Source organism: Streptomyces sp. HP-A2021 (genome assembly GCF_022807935.1).
GTDB classification, from domain to species: domain Bacteria; phylum Actinomycetota; class Actinomycetes; order Streptomycetales; family Streptomycetaceae; genus Streptomyces; species Streptomyces afghaniensis.
In genome coordinates, this window is sequence record NZ_CP094344.1 from 2,724,738 (window position 1) to 2,750,081 (window position 25,344).

Genomic DNA, 25,344 nt, shown 5'->3' on the forward strand with positions numbered 1-25,344 from the left:
GACACGGGCCCGCCGGCGGCTGCCGGGCCGATCCGCGACCGGCCGCGCATGTCCGACGTGGCGTGCGAATGCCTCCCACCAGTGGATCAGAACAGCCAGCAGGACCTCCACGATCCCCCCCTTCGCGCTCCCTGTACGTGCCTCCAGCGTGTGCACCCTCAGGGCTCACACAGCGGATGTCATGACAACGAGCGGCCGGTCACGGAGAGTTCCCGATGCGCACGGAGAGTTCTGATGGCGAGGCCGAAAGTTGTTCTGGAGCTTATGCAGAACCGCTAGACCGACGCAGGTACCCAGCCCGGCAGCGGCTCGGTGCGCTCCACCCACTCGGCCGGCGGCGCCCCTGCCTTCCCCGAGGCGATCACGCCGCCCACGATGGCGCAGGTGGTGTCGACGTCCCCGCCGACCTGCGCGGTCGTCCAGAACGCCTGCTGGTAGTCACCGAGACTTCGCGCCGCCGACCAGAGAGCGAAGGGCACGGTGTCGTGGGCGGTCGTCCGCCGTCCGCACCCCAGTACCGCCGCGACCGTGGCCGGGTCGGCGTAGTCGAGCATGTCCCGGGCCCGGCGCAGTCCCGCACCCACCGCGCTCTTCTTCGGCACCAGCTCGATGACCCCGTCGAGGAGGGCTTCGGGACCGGGCGGCCCGCCGGGGGCGGCGGCGAACGCGGCGGCCGCGGAAACGGCCATGGCGCCGACGACGGCCTCGCGATGCTGGTGGGTGGTGTAGGCCGAGATCTCCGCCTGGTGCGTCGCCTGCTCCGGGTCGTCCGCGTACCAGGCTCCCAGCGGGGCGATCCGCATCGCGGCGCCGTTGCCCCAGGAGCCCTGTCCGTTGAAGAGCGCGGCGGCGAGTTCCCGCCAGTCACCGCCCTCCCGGACGAGCCGCAGCAGGCGGTTGACCGCGGGGCCGTAGCCCCGGTCGAGATCGTGGTGCTCGGCGAAGGAGCGGGCCAGGGCGTCCTGGTCGATGCGGTGGTGAGCGAACAGGACGGCGACGACGGAGCCGGCCATCTCCGTGTCGTCGGTCCACTGCCACGGCCCGGACGGAATCTCGCGGCGCTTCAGCAGCGGGTAGTTCACGGGCACGAAGTACTGGGAGCCCAGGGCGTCCCCGACGGACAGTCCGAGCAGGCTGGCCAAGGCGCGGTCCAGGCGCCCGTCGGTGGAGGAATCAGCGGTCATCGCCCTGCCACTCTATCCAGTGATCCCGTAGGGCTCGGGATCTCGCCAGCGGTCGAACGGCCGGTCAAGGGTGTACTTGCCGTCGTCTCCCAGAACGAGCATCCGCACCTCGCCGTTCCCCGGGTTCGACAGCGACTCGAACTCGGCGACCGTCCAGTGGAACCACCGCATGCAGAACAGCCGCATGGCCAGACCGTGGGTGACGATCAGGACGTTCGGCGGATGGTCGGGGTCCTCGAAGCTGCGGAACAGGCTCTCCAGGAAGCCGCCGACCCGGTCGTAGACGTCGGCACCGGACTCACCCTGGGCGAAACGGTAGAAGAAGTGGCCGTACGCGTCACGGTAGGTCTTCTGGAGGCGGACCTCGTCCCGGTCCTGCCAGTTGCCCCAGTCCTGCTCGCGCAGCCGGGGTTCCTCGCGCACCCGTATGAGCCCGGGGTCGAGGCGGAAGGCGCGCAGCGTCTCGTGCGTGCGGCGGTACGGGGAGACGTACACGCTGACGCGTTCGCCGCCGAACAGCTCGCGCAGCCGCTCACCCGTCGCCTCCGCCTGCCGCCTGCCCCGCTCGGTCAGTGCCAGGGCGTGGTCGGGTTCACGCTCGTACACGGAGTCATCAACATTGCCCGTTGACTCGCCGTGCCGGACAAGGACGATGCGCCGTGGTCGTGCCATGCCAAAACCCTAGATCGGGTGAGGGCCCGTCGAGCACTCGTACCGTGCCCATACAGCGTAGGTCACACACATCCTGCACCACAGATCACACAGGTCGCACGCCCGTCCGACGGGATCAATCAGTCCAGGCCCGTCCGCACCGGCCGAGATCAGACGGTCCAGCTCGGTTCCATGTCCACGACGTCCCCGGTCAGCGCCGCCACGTCCGCCTCCGTCTGGGCCCGCAGGGCGAGCCGCTCCACGCGTTCGGTGCGGTACTTGCCGTGCTCGGCGGCCGACCGCCACATCGAAAGAATCATGAACTCGTTCCCGGGCGCCTCGCCGAACAGCCCGCGCACCATGCCGGGCGAGCCGGCCATCGCCGGGTTCCAGACCTTCTCCTGCATCAGCACGAAGTGCTCGACCCGCTCCTCGTGGACACGGCAGAGCGCCACGCGCAGCAGGTCGGCGTCCGTGAAGCGCGGTTCGAAGCCGGTCTTCACGTCGAAGCGGTAGTCGAAGAGTCTGACCTGGGCGTCCTTGAACGTGCCCGACTGGGCCGACGCGAGCCGGTCGTGGGACCGTGCCATGAAGGAGTCGTAGAAGGCGCGGCTCTCCCAGAACGCGAAGATGTGCGCCACGTCCGGCCGCCCCCGGCTCCAGCCACCCCCCTGTCCCCGAAACCCCGGCTCCCCCAGAAGCCCCGCCCACTTCCGCTGCCCCCGCTCGAAACCGCGGCGGTCCACCACGGTGCAGCGAATCCACTTGACCAGCACCGCGCCATGGTAAGGCCACGGAGCGTGGCGCCGGTCACTCTCGGCTGGACCGCTCTCCGGCGCACGCACCCGCATGCGTGGCAGGATGGGCAAACAGTCATGGCTGCCCGGCAGTTGCGGCGAACGGGCGGGTCGGTACGGGGAAGGGGACGCTGGTGGACGGGCTGAACAAGGGGCTGCGCAAGGTCGAGATCGCGGTGCGGTGGGATCCCAGTCCGGCGGGGCAGCCGTCCACCGACCTGGACCTCGTCGCGGCGACCTACCTGGCGGATGATCCGCACGGTGATCCCGCCTACGTGGTGCACTTCGACAGCCGCTCCCCCGACGGCACCATCTATCTCAACCGGGACAGCAAGGACGGCCAGGGCTTCGGCTACGACGAGGTCATGACGCTGGAACTCGACCGGCTCGACAACCGCTACGCGCGCGTGGTGGTCGGTGTCGTCATCCAGCAGCGCCCGGCGGAGCGCACGTTCGTCAGTGTGGTGAACCCCGGGCTGCGTATCCGCGAGGGGTACACGGTCCTGGCCGAGGACGACTTCGGCCGTGTCCTGGGGGCCACGGCGGCGACGATCGCGGAGTTCGTCCGGGACGGCTCCGGTCCCTGGGACTTCCGCCCCGGCCTCCATGGTTTCGAGGGTGACCCCGTGGACTTCGCCAGGACGATGGGTGCCGCACACCGGCCGTGAGTTCTCCCCGAGGAGCCCGCGGGAACCAGGGGTGAACCCGGTCTTCCCGGACGGCTGGGACTGCGAGGCCCGGTTGGTCGACGGCCGCTGGGTCGAACGCCGTCCCCGCCGCCCGGATGTGGAGCGGCAGCTCCTGACGGAAACCCGTCTGCTGCCCTGGCTCGCACCGCACCTGCCGCTCACCGTGCCGGTGCCTCACATCGTGTCGGACGATCCGCTCACCGTTCGACACGTCCTGGTCCCGGGTGAGCCCTTGGAGGAGCCGGATGCCTCCCAGGGCCACGCCTTGGGGCTGTTCCTGCGGGCTTTGCACAGGGCGGACACCGATGAGGCCGTGCGACGCGGCGTGCCGCCCGCGCAGGAGGTGCTCCGGGAACGCGCCGCCCTGCTGGACGACTTCCGGGCGCGCGTACTGCCCCTCCTGCCAACGGAACGGCGCGACCCCGCCTCCGGCCTGCTGAAGGCCGTCGGTGCGCTGCCCGCCGCGGCCCTCGTCCACGGGGACCTCGGACCCGGGCATCTGCTGGCTCAGGACGGTGTCCTCACCGGTGTCATCGACTTCGGCGACGCTCACATCGGAGACCACGCCATCGACCTGGCATGGGCGCTCAACGGCACCTCACCGGCGTTCGCCGACGCCTGCGCAACCGCCTACCGGGTGCAGCCGGCGCCGCGCCGACGCTCCCGGATCTGGCACCGTCTGGGCCCCTGGTACGAGGTCACGCACGGGTTGGACACCGGCGACCAGGACGCCGTCCGTTCAGGGCTGGACGGCGTACTGGACAGGCTCCCCGGCATCCGCAGTCTGTGACGACGAGAGGGGCACCGCCCGACGGCGGTGCCCCTCTGTCATCGGCTCAGACGCTCGGCGTCAGCTGCAACCGCTGGTGGAGCCGCAGCCCTCGCAGATGTAGCAGGAACCGGCGCGCTGCATCTTCGTGCCGCAGGAGAAGCACAGCGGGGCGTCGGCCTGGATGCCCAGCTGCATCTCCACCAGTTCGGCACTGGTGTGGGCCGTCTGCGGGGCGGGCTTGGCCGCCTCTTCGTTCTTCGGCGCGGAGACGGCCTTCAGCTCCTGCGCCCGCGGCGCCGACTGGGCCAGGCCCTCGACGTCGACCTCGTCCTCGTTCGGCTCGTACGAACCGGTCTCCAGGTGACGCTGACGCTCCTCGGCGGAGTGGATGCCGAGTGCGGAGCGCGTCTCGAAGGGCAGGAAGTCCAGCGCCAGGCGGCGGAAGATGTAGTCGACGATCGACTGCGCCATCCGCACGTCCGGGTCGTCCGTCATGCCGGCCGGCTCGAAGCGCATGTTGGTGAACTTCGAGACGTACGTCTCCAGCGGGACGCCGTACTGGAGGCCGACGGAGACCGCGATGGAGAAGGCGTCCATCATGCCCGCGAGGGTCGAGCCCTGCTTGGACATCTTCAGGAAGACCTCGCCGAGACCGTCGTCCGGGTAGGAGTTGGCGGTCATGTAGCCCTCGGCACCGCCGACGGTGAAGGACGTGGTGATGCCGGGACGTCCCTTCGGAAGGCGCTTGCGGACCGGACGGTACTCGACGACCTTCTCGACCTTGGCCTCGACGGCGGCGGGCTCCTCGGCCTTCTCCTCCCACTTCTTGGTGGAGAGCGGCTGGCCGACCTTGCAGTTGTCGCGGTAGATCGCGAGCGCCTTGACGCCCAGCTTCCAGGCCTCGAAGTAGATCTCCTCGACCTCCTCGACGGTCGCCGTCTCCGGCATGTTGACCGTCTTGGAGATGGCGCCGGAGATCCACGGCTGGATCGCGGCCATCATGCGGACGTGGCCCATCGGGGAGATGGCCCGCTCGCCCATGGCGCAGTCGAACACCTCGTAGTGCTCGGGCTTGAGACCGGGCGCGTCGATCACGTTGCCGTGCTCGGCGATGTGGGCGACGATCGCCTCGATCTGCTCTTCCAGGTAGCCGAGGCGGCGCAGGGCCTGCGGGACGGTGCCGTTGACGATCTGCATCGAGCCGCCGCCGACCAGCTTCTTGAACTTGACCAGGGCGAGGTCGGGCTCGACACCGGTGGTGTCGCAGGACATCGCGAGGCCGATGGTGCCGGTCGGGGCCAGCACGGACGCCTGGGAGTTACGGAAACCGTTCTTCTCGCCGAGGCGCAGGACGTCCTGCCACGACTCGCTGGCGGCGGCCCACACCGGGGTGTCCAGGTCGTCCATGCGGACGGCCTTGTCGTTGGCGTCGGAGTGCTGCTTCATGACGCGCTTGTGGGCGTCGGCGTTGCGGGCGTAGCCGTCGTACGGGCCGACGACCGCGGCGAGTTCGGCGGAGCGGCGGTACGCCGTGCCGGTCATCAGGGAGGTGATGGCACCCGCGAGGGAGCGACCGCCGTCGGAGTCGTAGGCGTGGCCGGTGGCCATCAGCAGGGCGCCGAGGTTGGCGTAGCCGATGCCGAGCTGGCGGAACGCGCGCGTGTTCTCGCCGATCTTCTGGGTCGGGAAGTCCGCGAAGCAGATCGAGATGTCCATCGCGGTGATGACCAGCTCGACGACCTTCTGGAAGCGCTCGGCCTCGAAGGACTGGTTGCCCTTGCCGTCGTCCTTCAGGAACTTCATCAGGTTCAGCGAGGCCAGGTTGCAGGACGTGTTGTCCAGGTGCATGTACTCGCTGCACGGGTTCGACGCGGTGATCCGGCCGGACTCGGGGCAGGTGTGCCAGTTGTTGATGGTGTCGTCGTACTGGATGCCGGGGTCGGCGCAGGCCCAGGCGGCCTCGGCGATCTTGCGGAAGAGCGCCTTGGCATCGACCTCCTCGATGACCTCGCCGGTCATCCGGCCCCGCAGGCCGAACTGACCGCCCTGCTCGACGGCCGTCATGAACTCGTCGTTCACACGGACCGAGTTGTTGGCGTTCTGGTACTGGACGGAGGCGATGTCGTCGCCGCCCAGGTCCATGTCGAAGCCCGCGTCGCGCAGGACGCGGATCTTCTCCTCTTCCTTGACCTTGGTCTCGATGAAGTCCTCGATGTCCGGGTGGTCCACGTCGAGGACGACCATCTTGGCGGCGCGGCGGGTGGCGCCACCGGACTTGATCGTTCCTGCGGAGGCGTCGGCACCGCGCATGAAGGAGACCGGACCGGAGGCGTTGCCGCCGGAGGACAGCAGCTCCTTGGAGGAACGGATCCGGGAGAGGTTCAGGCCGGCGCCGGAGCCACCCTTGAAGATCATGCCCTCTTCCTTGTACCAGTCGAGGATCGACTCCATGGAGTCGTCGACGGACAGGATGAAGCAAGCGGAGACCTGCTGGGGCTGTTTGGTACCGACGTTGAACCAGACAGGGCTGTTGAAGCTGAAGATCTGGTGCAGGAGGGCGTACGCCAGCTCGTGCTCGAAGATCTCGGCGTCGGCGGGCGAGGCGAAGTACTTGTGGTCCTCTCCGGCCTTCCGGTACGTCTTCACGATGCGGTCGATCAGCTGCTTGAGGCTGGTCTCACGCTGCGGGGTGCCGACGGCACCACGGAAGTACTTGCTGGTGACGATGTTGACCGCGTTCACCGACCAGAAGTCGGGGAACTCGACGCCGCGCTGCTCGAAGTTGACCGAGCCGTCGCGCCAGTTGGTCATGACGACGTCACGGCGCTCCCAGGCCACCTCGTCGTACGGGTGGACACCAGGGGTGGTGTGGATGCGCTCGATACGCAGGCCCTTGCTCGCCTTGGTGCTCTTGGCGCGGGAACTCCGTGCCGGACCACTCGCCGTCTCTGTCATGCCGCCTCCCTGTACGGGCGAAAACGCCCTGAAGTGCCCCGTTGTTCCCGTGGCACGGTGTTCTGTCTGGTGTTGCGGGCACCCACTCACCTCGCCCGCAACAGGTCTTCACATCGCCGCCGCCCGGCCGGGCCCGGAGCTGCCGTCCGGGTCCGGCCCGCCGGTCAGTCGGCGGCGCCTGCGGGCTCGGGGACGTGTCCCGTCCCTCCGGGCCCGCGGTCGTCTTCCTGACTCCCCGCCTCCGCGTCCTCGCGGTCTCCGTCGTCCGCGTCGGGGCGTCCCGTCTCGTCCCTGAGCTCCACGATGGCCGCCTCGAAGTCCTCGAGCGAGTCGAACGCCCGGTAGACGGAGGCGAATCGCAGATACGCGACGAGATCGAGCTCCTGCAACGGGCCGAGTATGGCCAGCCCCACGTCGTGGGTGGTCAGCTCGGCGCTTCCGGTGGCCCGCACCGCCTCCTCGACCCGCTGGCCGAGCTGGGCGAGCGCGTCCTCGGTGACAGGCCGTCCCTGACACGCCTTGCGCACACCATTGATGATCTTGGTACGGCTGAAGGGTTCGGTGACTCCGGACCGCTTGACCACCATGAGCGAGCACGTCTCCACGGTCGTGAAACGACGGGAGCAGTCAGGGCACTGGCGGCGCCTGCGGATGGACGTGCCGTCGTCGGTCGTACGGCTGTCGACGACACGGCTGTCGGGGTGCCTGCAGAAGGGGCAGTGCATGAACTCCAACCCTCCTCACAGCAGACTCATAAGCATCGCTGGGCTTCTTTCGCCCCACGAAGCAGCCCCAAGCATAGGCGATGACCATGGGCACGGAGACCCGGGGGACCACAACTTGTGGGCTGCTGCTGCAATCCAACCACTAGATGTGGGGATTGGCTCATACATGCACGCCCTACGCGCGCGTCGCGCGCATAGACGCAGGTGACACGCGACCGGCCAGCCGCGCCGACCTCGTACGTCCTCGACGGCACCGCCGAACACGCCGGGTCGACCTCACCAGCCGCATCCGTACACGCTCAGCCGTATCGCCGCGACACATGCGGAGATACCGTGGGCGCGGCGAGGAGGGGACGTGGGACTCCCGCACAGATGAGGGCTGGCCCCGGGGCAGGAGAATGCCGGATGGCAGACTGGGCCAACAGCCCCCGAGGCGATCACCCCGGCGGTGAAGAGTACAGCAATGGGCGCTTTTGTCCGCCAGGTGGAGCGGTAGCCAATACACCCGGACACATGATCGCGTCAGCCGATACGCGATTTTTCACTCGAACGTGTGTTTGGCGCAACCTTTCGAAAGCAACTACCGTTGTCCAGCAGGGAGACCATCGAGAGGGGCCGACGTGACCACCACCGCAGACAGTGCCGCCATCACTGCCCAGGACCGCTCCCAGGGCCGACTGGAGCCGGTGCACGCGATGACCGAAGCCACGAACCCTGAGGGGCACAAGCGCTCCCTGCCGGGACGACCTCCCGGCATCCGGGCGGACAGTTCCGGACTCACCGACCGCCAGCGCCGTGTGATCGAGGTCATCAGGGACTCCGTGCAGCGGCGCGGCTACCCGCCGTCGATGCGCGAGATCGGCCAGGCCGTGGGCCTGTCCAGCACGTCCTCCGTCGCACACCAGCTGATGGCACTGGAGCGCAAGGGCTTCCTGCGCCGCGACCCGCACCGTCCGCGCGCGTACGAGGTGCGCGGTTCCGACCAGGCCGCCTCCGTGCAGCCCACGGACACCGCGGGCAAGCCGGCCGCGTCGTACGTCCCGCTGGTCGGCCGCATCGCCGCCGGTGGCCCGATCCTCGCCGAGGAGTCCGTCGAGGACGTCTTCCCCCTCCCTCGCCAGCTCGTCGGCGACGGTGAGCTCTTCGTCCTGAAGGTCGTCGGTGACTCGATGATCGAGGCTGCCATCTGCGACGGCGACTGGGTCACGGTCCGCCGCCAGCCGGTCGCCGAGAACGGCGACATCGTGGCCGCGATGCTGGACGGAGAAGCCACCGTCAAGCGCTTCAAGCGCGAGGACGGCCACGTCTGGCTCCTGCCGCACAACGCGGCGTACGAGCCGATCCCCGGCGACGACGCGACCATCCTCGGCAAGGTGGTGGCCGTACTGCGCCGCGTCTGAGACCGCGCACCGCGTCGGGTGGGCCCAGTGGCCCACCCTCTGACCGGGCCCCGGAACCCCTGCGCCGGTTCCGGGGCCCTGCGCTGTCCGGGCCCCGGTAGTTCCTGGGGTCTCCGATACGCGGTGTCGGGACGCGGCACTCCTGGTGCGGGGCCCAGTACTCCTGGCGTGGGGCCGGCCCACGGCTTCGTCTCCGCAGACCGGCCCCGAGGCTCAATCGGCTTCCGCCTGCTTCGCCACCGCGTCGATCGCCGCCAGCGACTTCCGCACCTGGTTACGTTCCGTCGTGTACCAGAAGTCGGGCAGTGACGCCTTCAGGTAGCTCCCGTAGCGGGCCGTCGCCAGACGCTGGTCCAGCACGGCGACCACACCGCGGTCGCCCGACGCCCGTACGAGACGGCCGGCTCCCTGAGCCATGAGGAGCGCGGCGTGGGTGGCGGCTACGGCCATGAAGCCGTTGCCACCCGCGTCCTCCACGGCCTTCTGGCGGGCGCTCATCAGGGGGTCGTCCGGCCGCGGGAACGGAATCTTGTCCATGACGACGAGCTGACAGCTGGGGCCGGGGACGTCCACGCCCTGCCACAGCGACAGGGTGCCGAACAGACAGGTCTTCGGGTCGGCCGCGAAGTTCTTGATGAGCTCGCCGAGCGTCTCCTCCCCCTGGAGGAGGATCGGGAACTCCGGGATCCGGGAACGCAGTTCCTCGGCGGCCAGCTGGGCGCCCCGCATGGAGCTGAAAAGGCCCAGGGTGCGGCCGCCCGCCGCCTGAATGAGCTCCGTGAGCTCGTCGAGCATGTCCCCGCGGTCGCCGTCCCGCGCGGGACGCGCCAGGTGCTTGGCGACGTACAGGATGCCCTGCTTGCGGTAGTCGAAGGGCGAGCCGACGTCGATGCCCTTCCACTGCGGGATGTCATCACCTTCGGTGCCCTCGGGGGCGAGCCCGAGGGAGGCACCGACGCCGTTGAAGTCCCCGCCCAGCTTCAGCGTCGCGGATGTCAGGACCACCGAGCGGTCCGCGAAGAGCTTCTCCCGCAGCAGCCCCGAGACGGACATGGGGGCGACGCGCAGGGAGGCACCGAAGCGGTCGTGGCGCTCGTACCAGACCACGTCCCACTCGGAGCCGTTGGTGATCCGCTCCGCCACGTCGTGCACGTTCTCCACGGAGGCCAGCGCCTGCTTACGGACCGCGTCCTCGTCCTGGACGGACTTGTCGCGGGTCGTGCCGATGGCGGAGATGACGGTGCGGCACGCATCGCGCAGTGCCATCAGGGCGTAGCCGAGGTCCTCGGGGATCTCTTCCAGGCGGCCCGGCAGCGCGAGCTCCATCAGCCGCTCGAAACCCTCGGCGGCGGTCTGAAGCTGGTCCGCGGCCTTCTCGTTGACGAGTTTCGCGGCCCGGCGCACCGCACGGTTGACCTGGCCGGGGGTGAGCTCTCCGGTGGCGACTCCGGTGACGCGCGAGACCAGCTCGTGGGCCTCGTCGACGATCAGCACCTCGTGCTGCGGAAGGACCGGCGCGCCCTCGATGGCGTCGATGGCGAGCAGTGCGTGGTTGGTGACGATGACGTCGGCGAGCTTGGCGCGCTCGCGGGCCATCTCGGCGAAGCACTCGGCGCCGTACGCGCACTTCGAGGCCCCGAGGCACTCCCTCGACGACACCGACACCTGCGCCCAGGCCCGGTCCGAGATGCCGGGTGTGAGGTTGTCGCGGTCGCCGGTCTCGGTCTCGTCGGCCCAGTCGCGCACCCGCAGCAGGTCCTGGCCCAGCTTGCTGGTGGGCGCGGCCGCCTCGAACTGGTCGAAGAGGCCCTCTTCCTCGTCCTGCGGGACACCCTCGTGCAGACGGTGCAGGCACAGGTAGTTCGACCGGCCCTTGAGCATCGCGAACTCCGGGCGGCGGCGCAGCAAGGGGTGCAGCGACTCGACCGTTCTCGGCAGGTCGCGCTCCACCAGCTGGCGCTGGAGAGCCAGGGTGGCGGTCGCGACGACCACACGCTCCCCGTGCGCGAGCGCGGGCACCAAGTAGCCCAGCGACTTGCCGGTGCCGGTGCCGGCCTGGACCAGCAAGTGGGAGCCGTCGTCGATCGCCTCTGCGACGGCTTCGGCCATGGCCACCTGACCGGGGCGCTCCGTACCGCCGACGGCAGTGACGGCAGCATGCAGGAGTTCGGGGAGTGAGGGCTTCGTCATAGCGCGACCACCCTACGACCCAGCACTGACAAACGGGTGATCAAGGCGGGGACGGGGGACGGGATCAAGACCTTGGGCTCCTCGGTGGGGGTGGCTCGGATGGGCGGACGGGAGGGGGTGGGGCGGCTCTTGTTCGGGCCCGGCCTCCACTGTGGCCGCGTCCGTTGTGACCGCGGGGGAAAGTCGGCGAGCGGTTGAAGAAATTGTTGTGGCGCGGGTGGGAACCGCGGCGGGCACGCGCCACGTTCATTGAGTGAGGGCGCGATTACACAGCGCTACAACACATGCCGAAGGGACCGGTCTCGGACCATGAGGGCGGCTCGCTTGTCGGGCAGGTCGACCTCGGCGGAGAACCGGAAACCGGCAGTCAGGAAGGCGGCGATGGAGGGGGTGTTGCGAATGTCGGGTTCCGCGATGACGCGTGCGCAGGAGGGTCGCTGCGCGAGTACGAGATCGGCCACGGCTCGCAGGAGCAGACCGCCGAGACCACGCCCTCGGTCGGCGACGGCGCCGACCAGGAGGTGGAGCCCCGTGTCGTGAGGCCGGGCCGGGTAGTGGCGGGCCAGCGGATCCAGGTCCGCCCGGTAGATCTCCCAGTAGCTCATCGGCCTTCCGTCCAGCACGCCGATGCACGGCACGCTTCGTCCGTCGCCGGCCAGCTGGGACAGCACGTGGTCCTCGGTCACGCGCTGGGGCCCGGACAGCTCCCAGAACGCCGCAGCGGCGGGGTCGTTCATCCAGCGGCTGATGAGCGGAAGATCGCGTTCGACGCGCACGGGGACGAGGTGGAAGACGCCCGCGGGGGTGTCGGTCGGGCCCCAGTCGGCGACGCGGTCGAGGAGGTCGTCGGTCGGGAGAGCTGAGAGGACCGAGAGGCCGGAGGCCGCACGACTCGCGGCGGTGGATACGGAGGGCTGTGCCGTGCCCTGGCCCGGCCGTCGTGCTCCGTGACCGTCGGACACCTCGTCCGCGATGAGGGCGAGCAGTTCGTCCGGGAGCCGTAGGTCCATGGTGTCTTCGCCGGGGTCGCTCGCACCGGAATCCGCAGCGGGGTCCGCGTCGGCTCCCGTGCTGGAGTCGGCATCGGAACCTGCCTCGCAGCGGGCGTCGGAGCCGGCACCGGCGTTGACGTCGGCCGTGGCGGGGACAGCGGTACCGGCATCGGCTGCCGGATCAGCGGAAGGCACCAAACGCTCCTCTCAGGAAAGGGGGTGCGGCGTGTCCTCAGGAATGAAGCAGGAATGAAGGAGGTCGGTTGTGTCCAAGGATCGTCAGGTGGTCAGGAGTGCAAGGGGTTGGCGATGGTGACATAGACGGACTGGGTGTCGACCGGACCGACGAGTTCGTCGAGGCCGTGGAGCCGGGTCAGCAGGTTGGCCTTGCAGCGCAGCACGGGTGAATCGAGCAGCCGGGTCGGCAGCGAGGAACACAACCGGGTTGGACCGGCGGCGACGTTGCCGAGGAAACGGCGGAAGGCGGCGAGCAGCAGCCGCTCGTCGGCCAGCCCCTGGGAACCGAACGCGCCGATGAGGCCGAGGACGTTGTTGACCGCCAGGTAGTAAAGGAAGCGCTCGTCGGTGACCTCGTCGCAGACGAACGTGTCGCTCCGCTCACCGATGCCGGGCAGCCGGGCGTCGAGGTCCGCGCGCCGGGACTCCCGGAAGTAGTAGCCCTGGTTGTCACGGTAGCGGCCGCCCGCGGGCCATCCGTCGGCGTCCAGCAGGAGCAGGGTGTTCTGCTGGTGAGCCTCCAGGGCGATGCCGGCCTCACCGTCCAGCCACAGGACGGGACGCACGACGTGCTCGAGGTAGCGCAGGAACCACTCGGCAGCGACGGCTCCGCGGGGCCGGCCGGTCCGGCGGGCGAGACGCATGACGACTTCGGCCAGCCGGGACCGAAGGACCGGGCCATGGATCTCCGGACGGTCGGGAGCGGTTCCCGGCCGGGCAGGGGAGCACGGGCGCGGCGAGACGAATCCGGCGACGCAGGAGACATCGTCCGATGGGCTGAACGGGTTGTGCCGGATCACCACGTCCAGTCCGGGCAACGGGACGCCGCCGGAACCTCCGGAGCCATCGGAACTCCCGGGTCTATTGGGTTCCTTGGTTCCATCGGTTCCATGAATTCCGTCGACAGCGATCCAAGCCGGGTCGCGAACGATGTCGAAGCACGGATGCACGGCCCGCCACTGCTGCGCGAGTCCGCTGCGGAGCAGGCGGTGGACCTCGACGCCGCGGTGGAGTTCCTTACGGAGGTTCTCGCGACGGGAGTTGGTGATACGCAGGCCCAGCGACAGCTTGAGCATCGCGGGGGCACCGGTTTGGTAGACGGTTCGTACGGAGGAGGTGGGGTGCCAGGGAGTGCCGTGGGCGCCGAGGTCGCGGAGCAGTCCGCTGTCGAGCAGGGCAGCGGTCTGCGGACGGTGCCGGATCTCGCGTGCCTGCCAGGGGTGCAGGGGCAGTAGGGCGTATCCGTCCGGCTGAGGCACGTCTCTCCCGGCCAGGCGTGCGGTGAGTCGAGCCGCGGCGACAGGGCGGCCGCGTTCGGTCCAGGCGGAGTCGGTGGCGAGGACGGAAGGATCGACAGCGATCCAGTGCAGGGGGAAGGAGCCGCGCAACTCGGGCGAGTACAGCCGTGCTTCCGCCTCGGAGAGACCCTCGCGGCTCTTCGGGGTCGGATGCAGGGGGTGTCCGAGGACGAGTGACTGTTCCGCAGCCAGGAAGAGGTCGGGGCCCTCGTCCGGGGAGTCACGGTGGTCGCTGGGGAAGGAGAGGAATGAGGTGACGCGGCGGAGAGAGTCGGCGACACCCGCGACGAGTTCTTCGCCGTCGACGCCGCGGTCGCCGTGACCCTGCCCGGGGCCATAGCCGTTGCTGTAGCCGTCTGCGGAGGTCTCCCTGGAGAGCAGGGCGGCGACCGTGATGGCGTCGGCCGGTGGGGCGTGGTCGGGAGCGTCGGCCAGGCGCGGGAGGCCGAAGCGGTGCCAGCCCGTCGGGGACCAGTAGCGGACGGGGACGAGCAGGGCCGTGGCGCTGGCGGGTAGGGGGATGCGGAGGACGCCGTCGGCGGGGGCGGGCTGGTCGGTCTCGCGCACCCAGCAGCGCAACAGCGTCTCGACGGCTGCTGCCTGGGCGACGATGTGCGGCTCGGGGTGCTCCAGGGGGTCGGCGATGCCCCCGCCGACTCTGAGCTCGCCACCCGGCACCTCATCACCGTCCTGCACCTCGGCGGACTGCCCCGCCCCAGGCCTCTGACACGGGACCGCCGGGTTCGCAGAGACTCTCGGGTTCGCCGAGTTCGCCGACACCCCCAACGCCCGGACATCAGCAGAGCCTCGTCCCAGCGTCGTGGGGTGGTCGTCGGGCGTGGGGATGGCGTTCAAGACAGGTACCTCGTTGGGTGGTTCCGGGACGGCGTGGTTGGAGGGTCACGGCATGAGCTCCCACGGCAGTGAGGCTCACGGCCATGAGCGCTCGCGGCATTGAGGCTCACGCCGTCTACGGCGCTGCTGCCGCGCCCCCAGCACATCGAGCCGCCGCCCGGACGGCGTCGGCCAGGCGGTCCTGCACGGCGGCCGCCTGTTCGTCGGTGATCGTCAGGGGCGGCAGCAGCCGGACGACGCCGGCGTGTCGGCCGCCGAGTCCGACGATGAGGCCTCGCCGCAGGCACTCCCGCTGGACCGCGGCCGCCAGTTCGGGGGCGGCGGGAAGAGGCTTTCCCGCAGTCCCGGTCGCCTGCCCAGCCCCTTCGGTCTCGCCCTCCGGGTCCACGAACTCCACCCCGATCATCAGCCCCCGCCCCCGCACATCCCCCACGCACGGAAAGTCCCCGACCAGCCCTTGGAGTTGACTCAGCATGCGCGCCCCGAGAGTCGCCGCGCGTTCGGCGAGGTGGTTTTCCCGGACGTGGGTGAGAGTCGCCGTGCCGGCGGCCATGGCGAGTTGGTTGCCGCGGAAGGTGCCGGTGGGGGCGCCGCGTTCCGGGACGTCGAGGTCGTCGTGGTGGACCACGACGGCCAGCGGCAGGCTTCCTCCGATGGCCTTGGAGAGGACCATCACGTCGGGGGTCACTCCGCTGTGCTCCACGGCCCAGAAGGCGCCGGTCCGCCCGACGCCCGTCTGGATCTCGTCGGCGATCAAGGGGACGGACCGGCCGGCCGTGAGCTGCCGCATGCGCCTGAGCCAGGCGTCCGGTGCGGAGATCACCCCGCCCTCGCCCTGGACGGGTTCGACGATCATCCCGGCGGGGAGCGAAGCGCCCGGCCCGCAGTCGTCGAGGACGGACTCGGTCCAGCGGGCGGCGAGGTCGGCCCCGCGCTCGCCCCCGAGGCCGAAGGGGCAGCGGTAGTCCTGCGGGTAGGGCAGACGGGTGACCCGTACGTCGTGGGCGCTGTCGGACGCGTCGAACGCCCCGGCCGTCCTTCCGTGGGAGGCGCCGGTGAACGCGATGAGGCCGGTCCGGCCGGTCGCCGCGCGCACCAGTTCGCAGGCGATCTGCACGGCGTCGCTGCCGGCTGGTCCGCAGAACCGCACGCGGGCCCGGTCGGCGAGCCCCGGGGGCAGGGTGCGGAGCAGCTCGGTGATGAAGGCGTCCCTGACGGGGGTGGCCAGGTCGAGGGCGTTCAGGGGCGCGCCGGAGTCGAGGACCTTGCGGATGGCTTCCAGGACGACCGGGTGGTTGTGCCCGAGGGCGAGCGCGCCGGCGCCGGAGAGGCAGTCCAGGTAGCGGCGGCCGTCCGCGCCCTCGATGGTCAGTCCCCGGGCCCGCACCGGCACGATCGGCAGGGCGCGGGCGTAGGTGCGGGCCGCGGACTCGCGCGCGGACTGGCGGCGCGGAATCCCTTCGTGCCCGGCGCGCGCTCCCGGGGTCGTGCCGTCGACAGCACCGGGGAGGGCCCTCACCGGCATACGCCCCACAGCGGCCTCCTCGGACGCACATCCCCTATGGGTGGATTCCGCCACGACTTCCCTGACCTCCCACTGGGCACGGGCACAGAGGACCCGCACGCAGACAGCAGGCCACCCACCGCTACAACCCCGGTCCGCTCACCGGGTTACGGGTTGCCTCAAGATCCTTTCCGTGACGGAACTGTTGCGGTTCCGTCGGGCCGCCCCCACAGCCACCGCATAGTGTGTGGTGCCGTTCCCGGACGCCGTGAACTCGGCCTGAACTCCCCATGAGTCGGCGGAAACCAGGGCCTGAGCACCGGTTCGTCCATGTTCGTACACATCAGGGGGAGTCACATCATGCGATCCATACGTCCGTCGTCCATCGCCGGCCGAGGAGGGAGGGCGCGCCGCAGGAACTCCCCCGTGCTGGCCGCCGTTGCCCTCGCCTCGGCGCTCGCGCTGACCGCCACCGCCTGCGAGTCGGGCGACGCCGCGGCGGGCGGTGAGCCCTCCGCGTCGGCCGGCTCCCCCGACGACGGCAAGCTGAGGATCCCGGACGACATCAGGGACCGGCTCCGCGAGCACGGGATCGACATCGACAAGTGGAAGAACGGCGCCTGGAAGAACTGGGACCGGGACGACTGGCTGCGCGAGGCCAACGAGTACATCAACCCGATCATCGAGGGTCTCTGGGACCCGGACCGCATGCGGGACGCGGAGGAGCCCGACCAGGGCGTCGACGACAGCGACCTCTCCGGTGACCAGGGAGTGACCGATCCCACGCCCGAGCCGGTCGAGGCCCAGGCGGTGCCGCCGTCGTACCACGCCAACGCGCCCACGGCCGGAAAGGTGTTCTTCGACTCCCCCAAGGGCTCGGCCGTCTGCTCGGCGACGGTGGTGAAGGACCCGGCCCACCCGGGCAAGTCCAACCTCGTGTGGACGGCGGGCCACTGCGTGCACGCGGGTAAGAAGGGCGGCTGGTACCGCAACATCGCGTTCGTGCCGTCGTACAACGACGACGGCAAGCCGGTCGCGGAGCTGGAGAACGCCACGAGGGAGGACGTCGCTCCCTACGGCGTCTGGTGGGGAGACTGGGCGCAGACCTCGGACCAGTGGATCGAGCAGGGCGGCTCGACGGGCGGGGACGGCGCGCCCTACGACTTCGCGGTCATCCATGTGACGCCAGAAAAGGGCAGCGGCGGCAAGTCGCTGGAGGAGACGGTCGGTTCGGCGCTGCCGGTCGACTTCAAGGCTCCCGCCGTACCGAGGGTGAAGAGCGTCACGGCGATCGGCTACCCGGCCGCGCCGCCGTACGACGGGCAGAAGCTGTACCGGTGCCAGGACCAGCCGGGCCGGCTGTCGGTCACCACGTCGGATCCGACGATGTACCGCATCGGCTGCACGATGACCGGCGGTTCGTCGGGCGGCGGCTGGGTCGCCACGGGCTCGGACGGCAAGCCGGCGCTGGTGTCCAACACCTCGATCGGCCCGGTGACGTCGGGCTGGCTGGCCGGTCCGCGCCTGGGTGAGGCGGCCAAGGGCGTCTACGACTCGGTCAGCGAGAAGTTCGCGGGCCGCTGACGGCCGGCTGCTCACAGTCGGCGGTGGGGTGGCACGCCTGGTGCACCGGCAGCGCGCCCGGTGCACCGGCAACGCACCGGGCACCGACAACGCACCGGCGCACCGGCCCGTGGACTCACGGAAACCTTCACCACCCCACCCCGGTACACCCTCAACTCCACGGGCATAGTGGGGTTTCGCGCCGGGGGCACCGGCGCCCACACCAATGACATGCACACGCAGCACCACACTGTCACGCACCAACGGGGGTCATCGCACCATGCGTTCCACACGTACGCCCGCGGCACCGAGGCGCGGGCGGCGCACCGTCCTCGCCGCCGCCGGGCTCGTCGCCGCCCTGGCGCTCACCGTGACCGCCTGTGAGGGTTCGGCGGGCTCGGCGAGCGACAAGCCCGACGCCACCACCTCGCAGGCCGCGGACGCCGGCGGCAAGGTCGAGATCCCGGCCGACCTCGCCGGCAAGCTCAAGGAGCACGGGATCGACGTCGACCGGTGGAAGGACGGCGGCTGGAAGGACTGGGACAAGGACAAGTGGCTCAGTGAGGCCAAGGACTTCGTCAACCCGGTGATCGAGGGCCTCTGGAAGCCGGAGCGGATGCAGTCCGCGAAGGAGGCCGACAAGACGGTCACGACGAAGGACGCGTCGGCCGGCCAGGGCATCAGCGACCCTGATCCGGCCCCGGTCCGGGCGCAGGCCGAGAAGACGCCGTACCACCGGAATGCCGCCCCGGTCGGCAAGGTCTTCTTCGACTCCCCCGACGGCCCGGCCGTCTGCTCCGGCACGGTGATCAAGGACGTCAATCACCCGGGCAAGTCCAACCTGGTGTGGACGGCCGGCCACTGTGTGCACGCCGGCGGCAACGGCGGCTGGTACCGCAACCTCGTGTTCGTCCCGGCCTACAACGACCTCGGCAAGTCCGAGGCGGAGCTGAGCAACGCGAACCCGACGGAGGTCGCCCCGTACGGCAACTGGTGGGCGGACTGGGCCTCGACCTCGAACCAGTGGATCCAGGGCGGCTCGGAGACGGGGGGTGAAGGGGCGGCGTACGACTATGCCGTGCTGCACGTGAAGCCCGAGCAGGGTGCCAAGTCCCTGGAGGAGACGGTCGGGGCCGCGCTGGACGTGGACTTCTCCGCGCCGTCCGCGGCCGAGGCCGCCAAGATGGGCGCCTGGGGCTACCCGGCGGCGCCGCCCTACAACGGGCTGAAGATGTTCAAGTGCGTCGACGTCCCGGGCCGGTTCTCGCTCAGCCCGAGCCTGCCGACGATGTACCGCATCGGCTGCTCCATGACCGGCGGTTCGTCCGGCGGCGGCTGGTTCCGGGTGCTGAACGGCAAGTCCGTGCTGGTCTCCAACACCTCGATCGGCCCGGCCGACAACACCTGGCTGGCCGGCCCGCAACTGGGCCGCGACGCCGAGGCGCTCTACCAGAACATGAGCAAGACGTACGGCGGTCGCTGACCGGGGCATGCTGAAGGCCCGCTCCCTGCGGACAGGGTGCGGGCCTTCTCACGTCAGGCCCGTCTCACATCAGGGCCTCAAGCCGTCAGAGCGCCGGCGCCGGGACGTACGGCGCGAGCTCCGCCGCCAGTTCCTCGTGCACCCGCACCTTGAGCAGGGTGCCCTCCGGAGTGTGCTCCTTGGAGAGGATCTCGCCCTCGTCGTGGGCACGAGCGACCAGCTTGCCGTGCGTGTACGGCACGAGCGCCTCGATCTCGACCGACGGGCGCGGCAGCTCGTTGTCGATGAGCGCGAGCAGCTGGTCGATGCCCTGGCCGGTGCGGGCCGAGACGGCCATGGACCGCTTCTCGACACGCAGCAGCCGCTGGAGCGTCAGCGGGTCGGCCGCGTCCGCCTTGTTGATCACGACGATCTCGGGCACGTCGGTGGCTCCGACGTCCCTGATCACCTCGCGCACGGCGGCCAGCTGCTCCTCCGGGTTCGGGTGCGAACCGTCCACCACGTGCAGGATCAGGTCGGACTCACCGACCTCCTCCATCGTGGAACGGAACGCCTCGACCAAGTGATGGGGCAGATGGCGGACGAACCCGACCGTGTCGGCCAGCGTGTACAGCCGGCCGCTCGGGGTCTCGGCCCGGCGCACGGTCGGGTCGAGGGTCGCGAACAGGGCGTTCTCGACCAGCACGCCCGCGCCCGTGAGGCGGTTGAGCAGCGAGGACTTGCCGGCGTTGGTGTAGCCCGCGATGGCGACCGAGGGCACCTTGTGGCGCTTGCGCTCCTGGCGCTTGATCTCGCGGCCGGTCTTCATGTCCGCGATCTCCCGGCGCATCTTCGCCATCTTCTCGCGGATCCGTCGCCGGTCCGTCTCGATCTTGGTCTCACCGGGACCACGGGTGGCGAGGCCGCCGCCCTTGCCGCCGCCCATCTGCCGGGACAGCGACTGACCCCAGCCGCGCAGCCTCGGCAGCATGTACTGCATCTGCGCGAGCGCGACCTGCGCCTTGCCCTCTCGGGATTTGGCGTGCTGGGCGAAGATGTCCAGGATCAGGGCGGTCCGGTCGATGACCTTGACCTTGACGACGTCCTCGAGGTGGATCAGCTGGCCCGGGCTGAGCTCACCGTCGCAGATGACGGTGTCCGCGCCCGATTCGAGGACGATGTCACGCAGCTCCTCGGCCTTGCCGGAGCCGATGTACGTGGCCGCGTCGGGCTTGTCGCGGCGCTGGATCACACCGTCGAGCACCAGCGCACCGGCCGTTTCCGCGAGGGCGGCGAGCTCCGCGAGGGAGTTGTCCGCGTCCTGCACGGTTCCCGTGGTCCAGACGCCGACGAGCACGACCCGCTCCAGACGGAGCTGTCGGTACTCGACCTCGGTGACGTCCTCGAGCTCGGTGGAGAGGCCCACCACACGGCGCAGGGCCGCGCGGTCGGAGCGGTCGAACTGGTCGCCGTCCCGCTCTCCGTCGATCTCGTGGCTCCAGGCGACGTCCTCTTCCATCAGGGCATCGGCCCGAAGACCCTCGGGGTGGCTGTGCGCGAAGCGCTTGGTGTCCTGGGAAGGGGAAGAAGAGGAGGTCATTGGATCCTTAACGTAGCTGGGAAACCGTTTACGGCGACGGAGCCCTGCGAGCTTTCGTCACCGGTCATAACGCGCGAGCACTCCGGGAGATTCCCGGCGCTCCGTGCCGCGCCGACCTGAAGATAGTCGCACGGCACGGGGCGTCTCGTCACCGTGTTATCGAGCGGCTGCTTGCGCGGGCGCAGCGGCTTTCGCGGGCGCAGCGGCCTTCGCCGTCGCGGCCGGCTTCCAGTCCGGGTGCCCCGGCATCGGCGGGGTCTTCTCCCCGTACAGCCAGTCCTGGAAGAAGCCGTCCAGGTCGCGCCCGGAGATCTCGGCGGCGAGCCGGACGAAGTCCTCCGTCGTGACGGTGTCGTCCCGGTACCGGCCGGCCCAGGCGCGTTCCAGGCGTTCGAAGGCCGGGCGGCCGATCTCCTGGCGCAGGGCGTACAGGACGAGCGCGGCGCCGCCGTAGACGTTGGGCCGGAAGATGCTGGTCTTGCTGCCGGGCTCGGGAACCTTCGGGGCGGCGGGTGGTCCGCCGGACGCGCGCCAGCCGTCGGAGGCGCCGTACGCGGCCTTCATTCGGTCCCGCATCGGCTTGCCGGCCTGCTCCTCGGCGTACAGCGCCTCGTACCAGGTGGCGTGTCCCTCGTTGAGCCACAGGTCGGACCAGGTCCGAGGACCGATGCTGTTGCCGAACCACTGGTGGGCCAGCTCATGAACCATGATCGACTCGACGTACCAGGCGGGGTGGACGGACTCGGTGAACAGCTCCCGCTCGAAGAGGGAGAGCGTCTGGGTCTCCAGTTCGAAGCCCGTGGAGGCGTCGGCCACGAGGAGGCCGTACGTCTCGAAGGGGTAGCGGCCGACCTTGCTCTCCATCCAGGCGATCTGCTCCGGGGTCTTGTCCAGCCAGGGTTCGAGCTCCTTGCGGTGCTTGGCCGGGACGACGTCCCGTACGGGCAGCCCGTGCGGGCCGGTGCGGTGCAGCACGGTGGAGCGGCCGATGGAGACCTGGGCGAGCTCGGTGGCCATGGGGTGCTGGGTGCGGTACGTCCAGGTGGTCGCCCCGCCGGACCTGTCCACCCCGGCGGGCAGGCCGTTGGCGACGGCCGTGTGACCGTCGGGTGCGGTGACCCGGATGGTGAACATCGCCTTGTCTGAGGGGTGGTCGTTGCACGGGAACACCAGGTGCGCGGCGTCGGCCTGGTTGGCCATGGCGAGACCGTCCGCGGTGCGCACCCAGCCGCCTTCGCGGCCCTTGGCCGGCGCGGGGTCACTGGTGTGCCACACGGTGATCCGCATCCAGTTGCCGTCCGACACGGAGTCCTGGGGCGTGATCACCAGGTCCTCGCCGGCGGTGCTGAAGGTGGCGGGCTCGCCGTCGACCTCGACCGCGTGGACCGTGCCGTGGGCGAAGTCCAGGTTGACGCGGTCCAGGTCGGCGGTGGTCCAGGCGTCGATGGTGGTCACGGCCCGCAGCGGCTCGCTGTTGCTGCCGTGATACGTGAAGGAGAGGTCGTACGACGCGACGTCGTAGCCGGGGTTGCCCAGGTAGGGGAAGAGGCGGTCACCGACGCCGAGCGGGACGACGGGGGCGCTCGCGGCGACCAGGCAGACGGAGACGGCCGAGGCAAGCAGCGCCGCGGACGTCCGCCGACGACAGGAACGGGTACGGGTGTGGGGGGTGAGGCGCATGCGTCACGGCTATCAGCGCGCGCGTGCGCGACGCGGGCGACGCGCGTCCGGCCCACCCGAACCGGGGACCGAGGCCTGCGCCGGGTGCCGCCCTACGTCAGATGACCGACGCCCGCGCGCCCAGCCGACCCTCGTCCGGTGCTCGGCGCTCGGGGAGCCAGCCGACCCTCGTCCGGTGCTCAGCACCCGGGGACCCAGCCGGCCCGCGACCGGCGCCCGGCGCCCGGCGCCCGCGCGCTCTCAGCCGACCCGTGTCAGGTGCTCGGAGCCTGGGCGGGCTCAGCCGACCCGTGTCCGGCCGGCGCCCCGGACTCAGCCGAACCGCATCCGCCGACCGACCCCGGCACACGCACAACCGACCCATATCCGCTGGTCGGCGCCCCGGGCCCAGCCGAACCCGTAGCCGCCGACCCACGCCCGCACACGCACAACCGACCCGCGTATCCGCTGGCCGGCGCCCGGGCGGACTCGCCCGGCCCGTGTCCGGTGGCCGCGCTCGGGCGGCTCAGCCGCCCTGCGTCTGCGGTTGCGCCCGGGTGACGTCGTAGACCCCGGCCACGTTGCGCATCGCGCGCATGAGGGCGGGCAGGTGGGCCGCGTCCGGGAGCTGCACGGTGTACGTGTGACGGACCTGCTGCTGGGTCGGGGGTTCGACGGTCGCGGAGACGATCTCGGCGCCTTCGAGGGCCATGGCCTCCGTGAGGTCCGCGAGCAGATGGGGACGGACGAACGATTCGGCGACCAGCGTGACCCGGCACTCGGTGGCCTCACCCCAGCGCACGCCGACCTCCGCGCGCCCCCCGTCCTTCATACGGGCCACCGCGGCGCACTCGACGCGGTGCACGGTGACCGCTCCCCCGCGTACGGCGAAGCCGGTGATGTCGTCGGGCCGTACGGGTGTGCAGCAGCCGGCGAGCCGGACGGTCGCGCCGGGCAGGTCGGTGAGGACGTTGCCGGTGGCGGGGCGCACGGCCGCCTGGTCGGGGGCCGGCCCCGCCGGATCGGACACGTCGGCGGGCGTGGGCCGGACAGCCGCCGCGCGCTCCCCGGCCTGCCGGTCCTCCTGGGCCTGCCGGTCCCCCCGGGCCTGCCGGTCCTCCTGGGACTCGGTCCGCTGGGCCTCGGCCTGCGCCGGGTGGGCGGCCAGCCACCGCTGGATGGCGATCCGGGCCGCCGGCGTGTGCGCGTGCTCCAGCCACTCCCGGGAGGGCTCGGACGCCGGGTCCTGGCCCATGAGGAGCTGGACGCTGTCGCCGTCCTTCAGGACGGTGCTCAGCGTGGCCAGACGGCCGTTGACCCGCGCGCCGATGCACGCGTGCGCGTCCTCGCCGTACTGGGCGTACGCAGCGTCCACACAGGTCGCCCCCTCGGGCAGGCCCAGCGTGCGGCCGTCGGGCCGGAAAACGGTGATCTCGCGGTCCTGGGCGAGGTCCTCGCGCAGCGTCGACCAGAAGTGGTCCGGGTCGGGTGCCGCCTCCTGCCAGTCGAGGAGCCGGGAGAGCCAGCCGGGGCGGGTCGGGTCGACGCGCTCGCCGTCGGCGGGGTCGTCGGGGGCGGGCGCGTACGGGTTGCCGAGCGCGACGACGCCGGCCTCGGCGACCTTGTGCATCTGGTGCGTGCGGATGAGGACTTCGACGACCTGGCCGTCCTCGCGCGCGACGGCCGTGTGCAGCGACTGGTACAGGTTGAACTTCGGTACGGCGATGAAGTCCTTGAACTCCGAGACGACCGGTGTCAGGCAGGTGTGGAGTTCGCCCAGGACGCCGTAGCAGTCGGCGTCCTCGTTCACCAGGACCAGCAGGCGGCCGAAGTCGGAGCCGCGGAGCCGGCCGCGCTTGCGGGAGACCCGGTGCACGGAGACGAAGTGGCGGGGCCGGATGAGGATCTCGGCCGCGATGTCCGCCTCGCGCAGGACGGTGCGCACTTCGTCGGCGACCTCGGCGAGCGGGTCGTCCGCGCGGGCGGCGTTGCGGACGATCAACTCCCTTGTGTGCGCGTACTCCTCGGGGCGCAGGATCGCGAAGACGAGGTCTTCCAGTTCGGTCTTGAGCGCCTGGACGCCGAGCCGTTCGGCGAGCGGGATCAGCACGTCACGTGTCACCTTGGCGATGCGCTCCTGTTTCTCGGGGCGCATGACGCCGAGGGTGCGCATGTTGTGCAGCCGGTCGGCGAGTTTGATCGACATGACGCGGACGTCGTTGCCGGTGGCGACGAGCATCTTGCGGAAGGTCTCCGGCTCGGCGGCGGCGCCGTAGTCGACCTTCTCCAGTTTGGTGACGCCGTCGACGAGGTAGCGGACCTCCTCGCCGAACTGCTCGCCGACCTGTTCGAGCGTCACGTCCGTGTCCTCGACGGTGTCGTGGAGCAGGGACGCGGTCAACGTCGTGGTCTCCGCGCCGAGTTCGGCGAGGATCAGGGTCACGGCGAGCGGGTGCGTGATGTACGGCTCGCCGCTCTTGCGCATCTGGCCGCGGTGCGAGGACTCGGCCAGGACGTAGGCGCGGCGCAGGGGTTCGAGGTCCGCGTCGGGGTGGTGGGCGCGGTGCGCGTCGACGACGTGGCTGATGGCGTCGGGCAGCCGGTCGCGGGCGGCGGGGCCGAGGAGCGCGGCGCGGCCGAGGCGGCGCAGGTCGATCCGGGGGCGGGCCTTTCTGCGCGGGGCTGTCGGCGTCACCGGCCCTGACACCGCGCCCGGCATCGGGCCTGGGGTCACGGAATTCGTGGCCTCCGCACTCATGGGCACCTCCGGCTGCGTGGACCGGCGGACGGGGTGCCCCAGGGCGGACACGG

Annotated in this window: 17 protein-coding genes; 5 read left to right on the forward strand and 12 right to left on the reverse strand. The window is 70.5% G+C overall.

All coding sequences use genetic code 11. The annotated features are described in order from the left end of the window. Positions 1-275 precede the first annotated feature (275 nt). The 3 genes from MQE23_RS12335 to MQE23_RS12345 all read right to left on the reverse strand — a co-directional run bounded on the left by MQE23_RS12335 (position 276) and on the right by MQE23_RS12345 (position 2,611). Positions 276-1,184: an ADP-ribosylglycohydrolase family protein gene (locus tag MQE23_RS12335; protein WP_243379186.1), complete on the reverse strand. Its 909-nt coding sequence runs from the start codon at positions 1,182-1,184 to the stop codon at positions 276-278. Positions 1,185-1,196: 12 nt separating this feature from the next. Next, positions 1,197-1,856, reverse strand: a complete 660-nt coding sequence (locus MQE23_RS12340; RefSeq protein ID WP_010034874.1) for a histidine phosphatase family protein — start codon at positions 1,854-1,856, stop codon at positions 1,197-1,199. Between the two features lie 149 nt (positions 1,857-2,005). Continuing rightward, the gene (locus MQE23_RS12345; RefSeq protein ID WP_037670974.1) at positions 2,006-2,611 is read right to left on the reverse strand and encodes a YdbC family protein; all 606 of its coding nucleotides are present in this window, start codon (positions 2,609-2,611) and stop codon (positions 2,006-2,008) included. A gap of 155 nt (positions 2,612-2,766) precedes the next feature. Between MQE23_RS12345 and MQE23_RS12350 the strand changes: the two genes are divergently transcribed. Together MQE23_RS12350 and MQE23_RS12355 are read left to right on the forward strand one after the other, a co-directional pair. Then, positions 2,767-3,300 carry a TerD family protein gene (locus MQE23_RS12350; RefSeq protein WP_020274567.1) on the forward strand — a complete coding sequence of 178 codons (534 nt, stop codon included), beginning with the start codon at positions 2,767-2,769 and terminating at the stop codon, positions 3,298-3,300. A 31-nt stretch (positions 3,301-3,331) separates the two neighbouring features. Beyond that, positions 3,332-4,111 carry a phosphotransferase gene (locus tag MQE23_RS12355; RefSeq protein WP_020274566.1) on the forward strand — a complete coding sequence of 260 codons (780 nt, stop codon included), beginning with the start codon at positions 3,332-3,334 and terminating at the stop codon, positions 4,109-4,111. A gap of 60 nt (positions 4,112-4,171) precedes the next feature. On the opposite strand, the gene MQE23_RS12360 is transcribed toward MQE23_RS12355, so the two are convergent. Both MQE23_RS12360 and nrdR read right to left on the reverse strand, forming a co-directional pair. Then, the gene (locus tag MQE23_RS12360) at positions 4,172-7,048 is read right to left on the reverse strand and encodes a vitamin B12-dependent ribonucleotide reductase (RefSeq protein ID WP_243379187.1); all 2,877 of its coding nucleotides are present in this window, start codon (positions 7,046-7,048) and stop codon (positions 4,172-4,174) included. Between the two features lie 164 nt (positions 7,049-7,212). After that, a complete protein-coding gene (gene nrdR / locus MQE23_RS12365; RefSeq protein ID WP_037670983.1) occupies positions 7,213-7,773 on the reverse strand; it encodes a transcriptional regulator NrdR in 561 nt (186 codons plus the stop codon). Positions 7,774-8,393: 620 nt separating this feature from the next. Here nrdR and lexA point away from each other — a divergent pair. Continuing rightward, positions 8,394-9,173 carry a transcriptional repressor LexA gene (gene lexA / locus MQE23_RS12370; RefSeq protein WP_020274563.1) on the forward strand — a complete coding sequence of 260 codons (780 nt, stop codon included), beginning with the start codon at positions 8,394-8,396 and terminating at the stop codon, positions 9,171-9,173. Positions 9,174-9,386: 213 nt separating this feature from the next. On the opposite strand, the gene MQE23_RS12375 is transcribed toward lexA, so the two are convergent. From MQE23_RS12375 to MQE23_RS12390, 4 genes are all read right to left on the reverse strand, one after another. Further along, entirely contained in the window at positions 9,387-11,363 is a 1,977-nt protein-coding gene (locus MQE23_RS12375) for an ATP-dependent DNA helicase (protein ID WP_020274562.1), read from the reverse strand. A 275-nt stretch (positions 11,364-11,638) separates the two neighbouring features. Continuing rightward, complete coding sequence (locus MQE23_RS12380; RefSeq protein WP_020274561.1) at positions 11,639-12,550, reverse strand: GNAT family N-acetyltransferase; 912 nt, start codon at positions 12,548-12,550, stop codon at positions 11,639-11,641. A 92-nt stretch (positions 12,551-12,642) separates the two neighbouring features. Beyond that, a complete protein-coding gene (locus tag MQE23_RS12385; protein ID WP_347710131.1) occupies positions 12,643-14,568 on the reverse strand; it encodes an IucA/IucC family protein in 1,926 nt (641 codons plus the stop codon). Positions 14,569-14,860: 292 nt separating this feature from the next. After that, positions 14,861-16,270: a diaminobutyrate--2-oxoglutarate transaminase family protein gene (locus MQE23_RS12390; protein WP_243382604.1), complete on the reverse strand. Its 1,410-nt coding sequence runs from the start codon at positions 16,268-16,270 to the stop codon at positions 14,861-14,863. Between the two features lie 339 nt (positions 16,271-16,609). Between MQE23_RS12390 and MQE23_RS12395 the strand changes: the two genes are divergently transcribed. Then, entirely contained in the window at positions 16,610-17,833 is a 1,224-nt protein-coding gene (locus MQE23_RS12395) for a hypothetical protein (protein ID WP_037670969.1), read from the forward strand. Between the two features lie 259 nt (positions 17,834-18,092). Continuing rightward, a complete protein-coding gene (locus MQE23_RS12400) occupies positions 18,093-19,295 on the forward strand; it encodes a hypothetical protein (protein ID WP_243379189.1) in 1,203 nt (400 codons plus the stop codon). A gap of 85 nt (positions 19,296-19,380) precedes the next feature. On the opposite strand, the gene hflX is transcribed toward MQE23_RS12400, so the two are convergent. The 3 genes from hflX to MQE23_RS12415 all read right to left on the reverse strand — a co-directional run bounded on the left by hflX (position 19,381) and on the right by MQE23_RS12415 (position 25,291). Further along, positions 19,381-20,874, reverse strand: coding sequence for a GTPase HflX (gene hflX, locus MQE23_RS12405; RefSeq protein WP_020274556.1), 1,494 nt, complete (start codon positions 20,872-20,874; stop codon positions 19,381-19,383). 156 nt (positions 20,875-21,030) lie between these two features. Further along, positions 21,031-22,554, reverse strand: a complete 1,524-nt coding sequence (locus MQE23_RS12410) for a M1 family metallopeptidase (protein WP_243379190.1) — start codon at positions 22,552-22,554, stop codon at positions 21,031-21,033. Between the two features lie 505 nt (positions 22,555-23,059). Beyond that, positions 23,060-25,291: an HD domain-containing protein gene (locus tag MQE23_RS12415; RefSeq protein ID WP_243379191.1), complete on the reverse strand. Its 2,232-nt coding sequence runs from the start codon at positions 25,289-25,291 to the stop codon at positions 23,060-23,062. Between the last annotated feature and the right edge of the window lie 53 nt (positions 25,292-25,344).

Bases quoted from the DNA above. Each gene is read 5' to 3' on its own strand.
- MQE23_RS12335 (WP_243379186.1), bottom strand. From the start codon at position 1,184: ATGACCGCTGATTCCTCCACCGACGGGCGCCTGGACCGCGCCTTGGCC.
- MQE23_RS12340 (WP_010034874.1), bottom strand. From the start codon at position 1,856: ATGGCACGACCACGGCGCATCGTCCTTGTCCGGCACGGCGAGTCAACG.
- MQE23_RS12360 (WP_243379187.1), bottom strand. From the start codon at position 7,048: ATGACAGAGACGGCGAGTGGTCCGGCACGGAGTTCCCGCGCCAAGAGC.
- nrdR (WP_037670983.1), bottom strand. From the start codon at position 7,773: ATGCACTGCCCCTTCTGCAGGCACCCCGACAGCCGTGTCGTCGACAGC.
- MQE23_RS12375 (WP_020274562.1), bottom strand. From the start codon at position 11,363: ATGACGAAGCCCTCACTCCCCGAACTCCTGCATGCTGCCGTCACTGCC.
- MQE23_RS12390 (WP_243382604.1), bottom strand. From the start codon at position 16,270: ATGCCGGTGAGGGCCCTCCCCGGTGCTGTCGACGGCACGACCCCGGGA.
- MQE23_RS12395 (WP_037670969.1), top strand. From the start codon at position 16,610: ATGCGATCCATACGTCCGTCGTCCATCGCCGGCCGAGGAGGGAGGGCG.
- MQE23_RS12400 (WP_243379189.1), top strand. From the start codon at position 18,093: ATGCGTTCCACACGTACGCCCGCGGCACCGAGGCGCGGGCGGCGCACC.
- hflX (WP_020274556.1), bottom strand. From the start codon at position 20,874: ATGACCTCCTCTTCTTCCCCTTCCCAGGACACCAAGCGCTTCGCGCAC.
- MQE23_RS12410 (WP_243379190.1), bottom strand. From the start codon at position 22,554: ATGCGCCTCACCCCCCACACCCGTACCCGTTCCTGTCGTCGGCGGACG.
- MQE23_RS12415 (WP_243379191.1), bottom strand. From the start codon at position 25,291: ATGAGTGCGGAGGCCACGAATTCCGTGACCCCAGGCCCGATGCCGGGC.